Origin of the sequence: Zoogloea sp. (genome assembly GCF_044344315.1) — a bacterium.
Classification (GTDB): Bacteria; Pseudomonadota; Gammaproteobacteria; order Burkholderiales; family Rhodocyclaceae; genus Zoogloea.
This window is the reverse complement of sequence record NZ_JBIJDC010000138.1, coordinates 1-11,616: the sequence shown is the minus strand read 5'-3', so window position 1 is coordinate 11,616 and position 11,616 is coordinate 1. Positions and strand designations below refer to the sequence as shown.

Annotated in this window: 13 protein-coding genes; 5 read left to right on the top strand and 8 right to left on the bottom strand. The window is 62.7% G+C overall.

Annotated elements, in window-relative coordinates:
* From ACIQ09_RS20220 to ACIQ09_RS20205, 4 genes are all read right to left on the bottom strand, one after another.
* Positions 1-1,697, bottom strand: a 1,697-nt coding sequence (locus ACIQ09_RS20220; protein ID WP_398313893.1) for a valine--tRNA ligase, incomplete at its 3' end; no start/stop codon positions are given.
* A 95-nt stretch (positions 1,698-1,792) separates the two neighbouring features.
* Positions 1,793-2,257, bottom strand: coding sequence for a hypothetical protein (locus tag ACIQ09_RS20215; protein ID WP_398313891.1), 465 nt, complete (start codon positions 2,255-2,257; stop codon positions 1,793-1,795).
* Complete coding sequence (locus tag ACIQ09_RS20210; RefSeq protein WP_398313889.1) at positions 2,254-2,688, bottom strand: DNA polymerase III subunit chi; 435 nt, start codon at positions 2,686-2,688, stop codon at positions 2,254-2,256. The genes ACIQ09_RS20215 and ACIQ09_RS20210 overlap by 4 nt, the downstream gene beginning before the upstream one ends.
* Before the next feature lie 19 nt (positions 2,689-2,707).
* Positions 2,708-4,195: a leucyl aminopeptidase gene (locus ACIQ09_RS20205; RefSeq protein ID WP_398313887.1), complete on the bottom strand. Its 1,488-nt coding sequence runs from the start codon at positions 4,193-4,195 to the stop codon at positions 2,708-2,710.
* Positions 4,196-4,302: 107 nt separating this feature from the next.
* On the opposite strand from ACIQ09_RS20205, the gene lptF reads away from it, so the two are divergent.
* Positions 4,303-5,379 carry an LPS export ABC transporter permease LptF gene (gene lptF / locus ACIQ09_RS20200; protein ID WP_398313885.1) on the top strand — a complete coding sequence of 359 codons (1,077 nt, stop codon included), beginning with the start codon at positions 4,303-4,305 and terminating at the stop codon, positions 5,377-5,379.
* The gene (gene lptG, locus ACIQ09_RS20195) at positions 5,379-6,455 is read left to right on the top strand and encodes an LPS export ABC transporter permease LptG (protein ID WP_398313898.1); all 1,077 of its coding nucleotides are present in this window, start codon (positions 5,379-5,381) and stop codon (positions 6,453-6,455) included. Before lptF ends, lptG begins: the two co-directional genes overlap by 1 nt.
* Positions 6,456-6,458: 3 nt before the next feature.
* Here lptG and ACIQ09_RS20190 read toward each other — a convergent pair whose 3' ends face one another.
* From ACIQ09_RS20190 to ACIQ09_RS20175, 4 genes are read right to left on the bottom strand one after another with little or no spacing between them, the layout of a single operon-like run.
* On the bottom strand, positions 6,459-6,935 hold the full coding sequence (locus ACIQ09_RS20190; protein WP_398313883.1) for an RDD family protein: 477 nt from the start codon (positions 6,933-6,935) through the stop codon (positions 6,459-6,461).
* 8 nt (positions 6,936-6,943) lie between these two features.
* The gene (locus ACIQ09_RS20185; protein WP_398313881.1) at positions 6,944-7,582 is read right to left on the bottom strand and encodes a DUF3106 domain-containing protein; all 639 of its coding nucleotides are present in this window, start codon (positions 7,580-7,582) and stop codon (positions 6,944-6,946) included.
* On the bottom strand, positions 7,555-7,929 hold the full coding sequence (locus ACIQ09_RS20180) for a DUF3619 family protein (protein WP_398313879.1): 375 nt from the start codon (positions 7,927-7,929) through the stop codon (positions 7,555-7,557). The genes ACIQ09_RS20185 and ACIQ09_RS20180 overlap by 28 nt, the downstream gene beginning before the upstream one ends.
* Positions 7,926-8,588 (bottom strand): RNA polymerase sigma factor, encoded by a 663-nt coding sequence (locus ACIQ09_RS20175; protein WP_398313877.1) that lies wholly within the window; start codon positions 8,586-8,588, stop codon positions 7,926-7,928. Before ACIQ09_RS20175 ends, ACIQ09_RS20180 begins: the two co-directional genes overlap by 4 nt.
* A 59-nt stretch (positions 8,589-8,647) precedes the next feature.
* Here ACIQ09_RS20175 and ACIQ09_RS20170 point away from each other — a divergent pair, with 59 nt between their 5' ends.
* The 3 genes from ACIQ09_RS20170 to ilvC all read left to right on the top strand — a co-directional run.
* Positions 8,648-10,357 (top strand): acetolactate synthase 3 catalytic subunit, encoded by a 1,710-nt coding sequence (locus tag ACIQ09_RS20170; protein ID WP_398313875.1) that lies wholly within the window; start codon positions 8,648-8,650, stop codon positions 10,355-10,357.
* Between the two features lie 111 nt (positions 10,358-10,468).
* Positions 10,469-10,960 (top strand): acetolactate synthase small subunit, encoded by a 492-nt coding sequence (gene ilvN, locus ACIQ09_RS20165; protein WP_398313895.1) that lies wholly within the window; start codon positions 10,469-10,471, stop codon positions 10,958-10,960.
* A gap of 73 nt (positions 10,961-11,033) precedes the next feature.
* Positions 11,034-11,616, top strand: a 583-nt coding sequence (ilvC, locus tag ACIQ09_RS20160; RefSeq protein ID WP_398313873.1) for a ketol-acid reductoisomerase, incomplete at its 3' end; no start/stop codon positions are given.

Sequence of the window (11,616 nt, the reverse complement as noted above, 5' to 3'; positions counted from 1 at the left end):
TCGAGCACGTTGCCCTTCGACTTGGACATCTTCTGGCCTTCGCCGTCGCGGATCAGGCCATGCACGTAGACGTGCTTGAAGGGGATCTTGCCGGTGATGTGCTTGGTCATCATGACCATGCGCGCCACCCAGAAGAAGATGATGTCGAAGCCGGTGACCAGCACGGTGGAGGGCAGGTAGAGGTCGAGGGCGTCGTTGGATTTCTCCGGATATTCGGAGGTCCAGTCCAGGGTCGAGAAGGGCCACAGGGCGGACGAGTACCAGGTGTCCAGCACGTCCGGGTCGCGGCTGAGGGCGCCGGTGTAGCCTGCCTTGTCGGCCAGGCTGCGGGCTTCGTCCTCGCTGTGGGCAACAAAGGTCTCACCATTCTCGCCGTACCAGGCGGGAATCTGGTGGCCCCACCACAGCTGACGGGAGATGCACCAGTCCTGGATGTTGTTGAGCCACTGGTTGTAGGTGTTGACCCAGTTACCGGGAACGAACTCGATCTCGCCGGAGGAGACGACTTCGAGCGCCTTTTCGGTGATGGACTTGCCGTCCTCGCCGGGCTTGGACATGGCCACGAACCACTGGTCGGTGAGCATGGGCTCGATGACCACGCCGGTGCGGTCGCCACGGGGCACCTGCAGCTTGTGGGGCTTGATGTCGCCCAGCAGGCCGAGGGCTTCAAATTGTGCGACCACCTGCTTGCGCGCTTCGAAGCGGTCGAGGCCGACCAGGCTGGCCGGCAACGAGGTCGAGCCGCTGACCACGCCGTTGGTGACGACGGTGCCGGCTTCGGGGACGGTGCCTTCCAGGGTCAGCACAATGATCATCGGCAGGCCGTGGCGCAGGCCGACAGCGTAGTCGTTGAAGTCGTGGGCGGGGGTGACCTTGACCACGCCGGTACCGAACTCGCGGTCGACGTATTCGTCGGCGATGATCGGGATCTCGCGGTCGACCAGCGGCAGCTTGACGGTCTTGCCGATCAGGTGGGCGTAGCGCTCATCCTCCGGATGCACCATCACGGCCGTGTCGCCGAGCATGGTTTCCGGACGGGTGGTGGCCACGGTGAGGCTGCCGCTGCCGTCGGCCAGCGGGTAGCTCAGATGCCACATGAAGCCGTCTTCCTCTTCCTGGACCACTTCCAGGTCGGATACGGCGGTGTGCAGCTTCGGGTCCCAGTTGACCAGGCGCTTGCCGCGATAGATCAGGCCTTCGTTGTAGAGACGGACGAAGGTCTCGGTGACGATCTTGTTGAGACCGGCATCCATGGTGAAGCGCTCGCGGCTCCAGTCGGGGCTGGTGCCCATGCGGCGCATCTGCTGGGTGATGGTGCCGCCGGAGTATTCCTTCCACTCCCAGACCTTTTCGAGGAACTTCTCGCGGCCGAGGTCGTGGCGGGAGATGCCCTGAGCGTCGAGTTGACGTTCGACGACGATCTGGGTGGCGATGCCGGCGTGGTCGGTGCCGGGCTGCCACAGGGTGTTCCAGCCGCGCATCCGGTGGTAGCGCGTGAGCGCGTCCATGATGGTCTGGTTGAAACCGTGCCCCATGTGCAGGGTGCCGGTGACGTTGGGCGGCGGCAGCAGAATGCAGAAGGATTGGTCGGCGGGCTTGCTGCGGTCGAGACCGGCGGCGAAATAGCCGCTCGATTCCCAGTGCTCATACCAGCGGCGTTCAATCTCCGCCGGCTCGAAACTCTTGGCCAGTTCCATGGGGTCTGTCTTTGAAGGCAAAACGCGGATTATAGCGGATGCACCCGCCCCGCCCGCCGGGAAGACTTGGCGCGGGACGGTGGCAAAGGGTGAATTCAGGCCTCGGCGTCGTCGTCGAGGGTGTTGGCGATCTCGGCGGAGATGAGGGGCTGGAGGGTGGCGCGCAGGTGGGCGCTGGCCTTCACGCGCAGGCGCTCGGCCAGATCGTCGAGCTCGCGGGAGACGAGCTGGGGGAGTTCGTTGGCTACCCAATCCTCGATGAGCCGGCTGATGGCAGTGTCGAGGGTAACCAGGCGTTCGGCCAGGTCAACAGGGGCCATCGTGATGCCCGTAGCGAGCACGGGGGCTGCGTCGGTGAGCTCCGCTTCCGGGGTCATCGGCTCGAGAATGATGGGCTCGCTGTCGCCGATGTAAGGCTCGATCCGCTCATCCACCACATCGGTCAGCACGGGGAGGTCGTCACCGTCGGTGCTGGTGGGCTCGTCGTCGCGGTGCAGGCCGGCTTCGGCTTCCTCGTCTTCCAGGGAAATCTCGAATTCGGGGTTTCGGGGGGTGTTCATTCGCCGCTCCGTTGGGCCAGGTCGTGGGCGCTCAGGATGTAGCCGCGCTCCTTGTAGTGCCGGTAACGGCTGCGGGCTGCCTGGCGTTCCGGGTCGGTGGGGCCGACGATCTCGAGCACCAGCGCGAAGCGCTCGAAGCCGTCGGGCAGCTCGTCGCCGAGGTTGATCAGCACGTCCTCGTGGGGCAGGGCGTCGAGGCGGCTGCCGATTACCACCGGGGTTTCGGCTGCGAGGGGCGAGCCGGCGGCGACGTGGGGAATGAAGGACAGAGGCTGGAGGCCCCACAGCATCTGGTCGAACTGGCGGGCGACGCCGCCATCGGGCGCGAAGACCGAGATCCGCAGCCCGCCTGCTCTTGCCTTGGTGCTCAGCACGCAGGCCACCCGCAGGCGGTCGGGGGCGTTGTGATAGAAGCGGATCTCGGTGCTCACGGTGTGGGTGCCCGGCCTGTCAAAGCCCGGCGCGGCCGATCAGGAAGCGGGTAAGCAGCGGCACGGGGCGCCCGGTGGCCCCCTTGTCTGCGCCCGATTTCCAGGCGGTCCCGGCGATGTCCAGGTGCGCCCACTTGTAGGCCTTGGTGAATCGGGCCAGGAAGCATGCGGCGGTGATGGTGCCGGCGCCCTTGCTGCCGATGTTGGGGATGTCGGCGAAGTTGCTCTTGAGCATGTCCTGGTATTCGTCCCACAGGGGCAGCTGCCACGCCTTGTCGCCGGCCGCCTGACCCGAGGCCAGCAGCTCGGCTGCCAGGGCGTCGTCGTTGGCGAGCAGGCCGGAGGTGAGGTTGCCCAGGGCGATGATGCAGGCGCCAGTGAGGGTGGCGATGTCCACCACAGCGACGGGGTCGAAGCGCTCGGCGTAGGTGAGCGCGTCGCACAGGATCAGGCGGCCTTCGGCATCGGTGTTGCGGATCGCGCTGGTCTGGCCGGACATGGAGGTGACGATGTCGCCGGGCTTGATGGCCGAGCCGCCGGGCATGTTCTCGGTGGTGGGAATCAGGCCGACCACGTTGATTGGGAGCTCCATGCGGGCGATGGCCTTGAAGGTGCCGAGCACGCTGGCGGCGCCGCACATGTCGTACTTCATCTCGTCCATGCCTTCGCCGGGCTTGAGGGAGATGCCGCCGGTGTCGAAGGTGATGCCCTTGCCCACCAGCACCACGGGTTTGTCCTTGGGTTTGCCGCCCTTGTAGTTGAGGATGATGAACTTGGGCGGCTCATGGGAGCCCTGGGCCACGGAGAGCAGCGAGCCCATGCCGAGCTTTTCCATGTCGGCGCGCTCAAGGATCTCGACCTTGATCTTGTGTTCCTTGGCGAGCTTTTTCGCGGTGGTGGCCAGGTAGCCAGGGGTGCAGACGTTGCCGGGCAGGTTGCCGAGGGTCTTGGCCAGGGCCATGCCGTCCGCAATCGCTTCACCTTCGCGCAGGGCTGCGTCGAGGTCGGCAGCGGGCTTGCCGCGGGTGACGAAGACGAGCTTCTTCACACCCCTCTTCGACTCGTCCTTCTTCGATTTCAGTTCATCGCAGCGGTAAGTGCTGTCCTTGAGGATCTGTGCGGCCTGGGCGATGCGCCAAGCGGCGTCGCGGCCGGGCAGGTCAACATCGGTGAGGCAGAAAGCGGCATCGTCTGCCGGCGAGCCGGCCAGCTGGCGGGCGGCGGCGGACACCGCATCGCGGTAGGTCTTGTCGGTGAGCTCACCGGCTTTGCCCAGGCTGACCAGCAGCACACGCGGCGTGGCCAGACCGGGGAGGGCGTGAAGGGTGAGGGTGGCGCCTGCCTTGTCGTCCAGATCACCCCGGGCGAGGATGGCGGCGATGCTGCCGTCAGAAGCCTTGTCGAGGGCTTTGGCAGCGGCGCTCAGCTCGCCACCGGCAAATACGCCTGCTACCACACAGCCGTTCTTGAGTTTTTCCGGCGACCCGGCCTTTATGGTAAATTCCACCCGCTTCTCCTTGGAAACACGCGTCAATTGGGACTTCGCGGCACATTATGGCCGGCACCCCGGCGGACGTCAAAAAGGCCTTTCCCCGGCGCGACCATTCCCCCCGCATGATTTTTCTCCGAGCTGCCCAGCGCGAATTCACGCAGAACGCCGTGGCGGTCTTCGTGGCGCTGTTCGCCATCCTGATTTCCACCGTTCTCATCCGGCTGCTGGGGCAGGCGGCAGGTGGGCGTGTGCCCGCCGATGCGGTGCTTGCCCTGATCGGTTTCGGTGCCATTGCGCAGATGCCGGTGGTGCTGTCCCTCACTGTCTTCATCGCGATCCTCATGTCCCTGTCCCGCTGCTATCGGGATTCGGAAATGGTGGTGTGGTTCTCCAGCGGCCTGCCGCTGACCGCCTGGATGCGTCCGGTGCTGCGTTTTGCCGTGCCGGTGGTGGTGCTCATTGCGGCCATGTCGCTCTTCGTTGCCCCCTGGGCCCAGAAGAAGAGTGTCGAGTACAAGGAGCAACTGAATAACCGGGATGACGTCTCCCGGGTGGCGCCGGGGATGTTCCGCGAATCCTCCGGCGGCGAGCGGGTGTTCTTTGTCGAAGCGCTCTCCGGGGACGAGGGGCGCGTGCGCAACGTCTTCGCCAGCAGCATGCAGAATGGTCGCCTTGGGGTGATGGTGGCGGCCCAGGGGCACATGGAGGTGGATGCCTCCGGCAATCGGTTTGTGGTTCTCGAGAACGGGCGTCGCTATGAGGGAACGCCCGGTACGCCGAGTTACCGGGTGATGGAATTCGAGCGCTATCAGATCCGTATGGAGTCCAAGGAGGCCAGTGGAGGGCCGCGCCAACCCAAAACGCTGACCCTGCCAGCCCTCCTGAAAAACCCCGATAAGCGCAATCAGGGGGAGCTGCTCGGCAGGATAAGCACGCCTGTGCTGGCGATCATGCTGGCCCTGCTGGCTATTCCGCTGTCTTTCGTCAATCCCCGCGCGGGCCGGACCAACAACCTGATTCTGGCTGTGTTGGTGTATCTCATCTATAGCAACGCGCTCAGCGTTTGCCAGGCCTGGGTTGGTCAGGGCCGCCTGCGTTTTGAGGTGGGGCTGCTGGCGCCGCACCTGATCATGCTGGGGGTGCTGGCCATCCTGTTCTACAAGCGTCTGAGTGTGTTTGCCCGGTGGCGGAGGGGCTGATGATTCCTGTCTACATCCGCTATATCAGTCGCGAGATCTACGCTGCAGTGGCCCTTGTCCTGCTGGCGTTCCTGGGGCTTTTTGCCTTCTTCGATCTGGTCAATGAACTCGACGAAGTCGGCAAGAACGGTTACGCGCTGCACCATGCTGCCATTTATGTGGCGATGATCATGCCGGGCCGGGTGTATGAGCTGATGCCCATCGCCGTATTGATTGGCAGCTTGTATGCGCTGACAACCCTGGCCCGTCATTCGGAAATCACCGTGCTGAGGGCGTCGGGTTTGTCCACCCGGCGTTTCCTGTTGGCCCTGCTCTCGGTGGGAAGCGTTTTTGTGCTGCTGACCTTTGTGTTCGGTGAATATCTTGCACCGCCCGCCGAGCGAGCCGCCCAGCAGTGGCGCCTCGCGGCAACCCGTTCCATGGTTTCCCAGGAATTGCGCACCGGTTTGTGGGTGCGGGACGGTAATCTGTTTGTGAACGTCCGCAGCATTCTTCCGGACACCTCGTTGCAGGGCGTCCGTATCTACGAGTTCGATGACCGTGCGACGCTGCTGTCCATCAGTGAGGCGGAATCCGGGGCCTTTCAGGAAGGGGCCGGATGGCGTTTGAAGGGTGTTGGGAAGACCCTTTTCCTGGGGGAGCGTACCGAGGTTCTCAAGCTGCCGGAGCTGGTCTGGCGTTCGGAGCTGACACCGGATGTGCTGTCGGTGTTGATGGTCGTCCCCGAGCGGATGTCGGTGACGACGTTGTATTCGTATATCCGCCACCTGGAAGAGAACAAGCAACGCACCACCCGCTACGAGATCGCGCTTTGGAAGAAGCTCGCCTACCCGTTTGCATCCCTCGTCATGATGGGCCTGGCACTGCCCTTCGGCTACATGCAGTCCCGCATGGGCGGGGTCAGCCTCAAGGTCTTCTCAGGGATCATGATCGGTGTTGGCTTCCACCTGCTGAACGGGCTGTTCTCCAACCTTGGGGTGATCAATGGCTGGGTGCCGGCGGTGGCGGCATTGACGCCGAGCATCGCCTTTTTGCTGGCGGCGATGGGCATGATGTGGTGGGTGGAGCGCCGCTAGCCTTCAAACCAGGGTCGATGCGGGCAGCAGCACGATGCGTGTGCCCGCCAGCCGGTCGTGCAGAAACTGTTTGTCCTTGTCGATCAAGGCCCACAGCAGGCCGGCACCGAAGAGCAGCACAGACGGCCAGGCCAGTGCATACCTGAGCCATCCCTGGCGGAGCGATACAGGATTGCCGTCGATATTCACGATGCGCAATTTCCAGGTCTGCATGGCCAGGGTCTGCCCGCCGCGCCGCCAGTACCAGAGAAAGTACATTCCGAGTACGGCGAAGATGTAGATCCAGAGCACGCCACCTTCGGGCGTGTAATCGGTGCCGATGCCGACGATCAGCAAGGGCACCATGAAAGTCAGGGCGAGAACGCCCAGCAGCAGCAGTGATTCGTAAAGCATGCTGGCAAGCCGGCGGCGTAATCCGGCGAGCTCAACGGTCTGACGACGGGAGGGCTGACCCCCGGTCGCGGTGGCTTGAGAAGACATGGGTGAGGTCAGGGTTTGACGCCTGCGGCGACCGTCTGGCCGGCGGGCGTGACTGCTTCTGCAGCCGGTGAAAGGAGCGGGGGGGCGATGACGGGCGTGGCAGGTTCAGGCGCAGGTGGCGGAGTGACGACAACAGGCTTGCGCGGCACGACCACACGCGGCGGCGGCGGTGCCGTGAGAGGCTTCAGCGGCGCGGCGATTGTCTTGACGCGCGGAGCCTTGACGGGCGGCTTGGCGGCAGCTTCCTTGAAGCGGGTTTTCTCCTCGCTGGGCAACTCCTGGTAGGCGTTCCATTTTTCGCGCAGTACTTCCCGCTTTTCAGGAGGGATGCGCTGAAGGTTGCGATATTGATCCCGCGCCGTGGTGCGCTGTTCGGGCGTCAGGGCGAACCACGTCTCCATCCGTCGCTGCAGGCGTGACTGTTCCTCGGGGGTGTAACCCGGAAAGCGATCAGCAATGCCTACCCATTTGCGCCGTCTGTCGTCAGGAAGATCCTTCCATTCACTCGCCAGTGGAGCAAGGGTGCGCTGCTGGTCCGGTGACAGATCGTTCCAGGCCGGCGCCGTTATGGGGGGCGTGGCCAGCGCCTGACTTGACCAGGCGAGGGCGAAAGCAGCGATCAGTCGGGTGAATCGTTTTGAACCCATGCGTCGAATCCGCGATCCAGGTAAGCGTCAATCGGGAGGTCGTCGGCGAGCAATGCGCTATCGACTTCTTCAAGGTCGGCGACATGTTGCCATTCACCCAGCAGACCGCTGCCCAGGGCAAGAAGGATGACCAGAATCATGGCCAGCGTCGTGCGCCCGTGGGGCAGGATGTGCTCAGACAAGGTCTGGCCGAGGCCGGCGAGGCTGAGCTTTCTCACTGTCTGCTTCTGGCGGGAAAGAGCGCGTTGGCGGGCCTGGAGCAAACGATCGGCAACCGGGGGCGAAACGTTGCGCGCAGACACGTTGAGGTGTTGGCGGATCCGGTGCTGGAAGTCCTGTTCGTTCATGGTTTGATACCTTTTGCAGCAAGTGCAGCGGCAAGGGTGTGCGTGGCTCTTGAGCAGTGCGTCTTCACGCTGCCTTCCGAGCACCCCATTGCCGCCGCCGTTTCAGCGATGTCCATTTCTTCCCAGTAACGCATCAGGAAGGCTTCGCGTTGACGGGCGGGAAGCTTTTCGATTTCCTTCTCTATGACACCGAGAGTCTGGCGCTGTTCCAGCTGGGTCTGGGGGGATTCACTCTTGTAGTCGCTGTCGGCGGACTCGAGGGTGTCGAGCGGGTCGTGCTCGTCGTCCTCGGGGCCGGAGAAGGCAGACAGCAGTGTGGTCCACATATTGCGGACCTTCTGGCGGCGATAGTGATCCCGGATCGCGTTCTGCAAAATGCGCTGGAACAGCATGGGAAGCTCGGCGAGAGGCTTGTCACCGTATTTCTCGGCGAGCCGCATCATCGAGTCCTGCACGATGTCGAGTGCAGACTCTTCGTTGCGGACCGCGAACAAGGCTTGCTTGAAGGCCCGTTTTTCGACGCTGGCGAGGAAGTCCGATAGTTCGAGACGGGATGGCAGGGGGTGATCCTCGGTGATCCGGAGAGGGCGCTCCCGGAGGTCGTCGGTTGGTGGTGCAGTCGCAGGGAGAGTGGCACCGATACGGTGCGCCTTGACCAATCGCCGGGTCGGCGGTATGGTTCAACGTTTTACATCGCCGATACAGCTCGGGTGAAGTGATGGTCATTACCGGTGCGGAAATTGTAATCAGGTGCCTCCAGGAAGAAAAGGTCGATTATCTTTTCGGCTATCCAGGTGGCGCCGTCCTGTACATCTACGACGAGCTTTTCAAGCAGGACAAGGTCCGTCACGTCCTTGTGCGCCATGAACAGGCCGCCATCCATGCCGCTGACGGTTATGCGCGCTCCACCGAAAAGGTGGGGGTTGCCCTGGTGACATCCGGTCCCGGCGCCACCAATGCGGTGACGGGCATTGCCACGGCGTTCTGCGACTCTATTCCGATGGTGATCATTTCCGGCCAGGTGCCCTCTGCGGCCATCGGCCAGGATGCATTCCAGGAGGTCGACACCGTTGGCATCACGCGGCCCTGCGTCAAGCACAACTTCCTTGTGCGCGACGTGCGTGAGATTGCAGAGACGATCAAAAAGGCCTTCTATCTGGCGAAGACCGGCCGGCCAGGCCCGGTGCTGGTGGATATTCCCAAGGACATCACCGCCCAGAAGTGTGAGTTCGTCTACCCGCAGACGGTGTCGATGCGCTCCTACAACCCCACGGTCAAGGGCCATCACGGTCAGATCAAGAAGGCACTGCAGCTCCTCCTCGAAGCCAAGCGCCCCATGGTATACGCGGGTGGTGGCGTAGTCCTCGGCGATGCGGCGGACAAGCTGACAGCGTTGGTGCGCAAGCTCGGCTTTCCCTGTACCAACACGCTCATGGGCCTGGGTGGCTACCCGGCTACCGACCGGCAGTCCCTTGGCATGCTCGGCATGCATGGCAATTACGAGGCCAACATGGGCATGCACTATTGCGACGTTCTGCTCGCAGTGGGTGCCCGTTTCGATGATCGGGTGATCGGCAGTCCGGCGCACTTTGCGTCCGAACCGCGCAAGATCATCCATATTGATATTGATCCGTCCTCCATCTCCAAGCGCGTCAAGGTCGATGTGCCCATTGTTGGCGACGTGGGTGAAGTGCTCGGCGAGTTGCTTGCCCTTCTCGACACAACTGCCGAGAAGCCCGACCAGGAGTCCCTGGGGGGGTGGTGGAAACAGATCGAAGAGTGGCGTCGTCGCGATTGCTTGAAGTTCACCCAGGGCGAAGGGTTGATCAAGCCCCAGTACGTGATTCAGAAGCTCTGGGAAGTCACGGGTGGTGATGCCTTTGTGACCTCCGATGTGGGCCAGCACCAGATGTGGGCAGCCCAATACTACAAGTTCGACAAGCCGCGTCGCTGGGTGAATTCCGGCGGGCTCGGCACCATGGGTTTCGGCTTGCCTGCCGCCATGGGTGTCCAGCTGGCACACCCGGGCTCACCTGTCGCCTGTGTCACCGGCGAAGGCTCGATCCAGATGAACATCCAGGAGCTGTCCACCTGCAAGCAGTTCCGTCTGCCCATCAAGGTGATTCTGCTCAACAACGGTTATCTCGGCATGGTTCGCCAATGGCAGGAGCTGTTCCACGGCAATCGCTACTCCGAGTCCTACATGGATGCCTTGCCCGACTTTTCGAAGCTTGCTGCAGCCTACGGCCACGTGGGTCTGCGCGTGGACAAGCCGGGTGATGTGGAAGGCGCATTGCGGGAGGCCTTCAAGCAGAAGAACGATCTGGTCTTCCTCGACTTCCAGGTCGATGCCACCGAGAACGTATATCCGATGGTTCAGGGTGGCAAGGGCCTGACGGACATGATTCTGTCTGCAGAGGACCTCTGATCACCCGGGAAGCTTGCTGTGGGAAAGAGCTTGCAGCGGCTTCCCGAATCATCACGAACGCTCGACGCCCAATGGTTGCGCGAGCTGATGGTCACCCCGAATAAAAAGCCTATGAGACACGTCATCTCCCTTCTCATCGAGAATGAATCCGGTGCGCTATCGCGCGTTTCCGGCCTGTTTTCCGCTCGTGGCTACAACATCGAGTCACTTACGGTGGCGCCCACCGAAGATGCTTCCCTGTCCCGCATGACGATCGTCACCAGTGGTTCGGACGACGTCGTTGAGCAGATCACCAAGCACCTCAACAAGCTTGTTGAGGTGGTAAAGGTGGTTGATCTGTCCGAGTCGGCCCATATCGAGCGTGAGCTGATGCTCGTAAAGGTGCGGGCGACGGGCAAGGACCGGGAGGAAATGAAGCGCATGGCCGACATCTTCCGCGGTCGGATCATCGACGTGACCGATACCAGCTACGTGATCGAGCTGACTGGAAATCAGGCCAAGCTTGATTCCTTTGTTGGCGCCATCGACGCAGGCTTGATTCTCGAAACCGTTCGCTCCGGGATCTGCGGCGTTGGCCGTGGCGACCGGATCTTGAAAGTTTGATGCGGGACATGGCTCGGACATTGACGTCCGTGTCGTCCCGTGACTTGCTCCTCTTTTGTCAGAAAGGCATGAAATGAAGGTTTATTACGATAAGGATGCGGATCTCTCCCTGATCAAGGGCAAGCAGGTCACCATCGTTGGTTACGGCTCCCAGGGCCATGCCCACGCTCAGAACCTGCGCGACTCCGGCGTCAATGTGACGGTCGGCCTGCGCAAGAGCGGTGCCTCCTGGGCCAAGGCTGAAGGCGCTGGCCTGAAGGTTGCCGAAGTGGCTGACGCCGTTCGCGCCGCCGACGTGGTCATGATTCTGCTGCCGGATGAGAACATCCCTGACGTTTACAAGAACGACATCGAGCCGAACATCAAGCAAGGCGGCGTGCTGGCCTTCGCTCACGGCTTCAATGTGCATTACAACCAGGTCATTCCCCGTGCTGACCTGGACGTGATCATGGTCGCCCCGAAGGGCCCCGGCCACACCGTGCGCTCCGAGTACCTGAAGGGTGGCGGCGTGCCGTCCCTGATCGCCGTGTACCAGGACAAGTCCGGCAAGGCCCGTGACATCGCCCTGTCCTACGCTGCTGCCAACGGCGGCACCAAGGGTGGCGTGATCGAAACCAACTTCCGCGAAGAAACCGAAACCGACCTGTTCGGCGAGC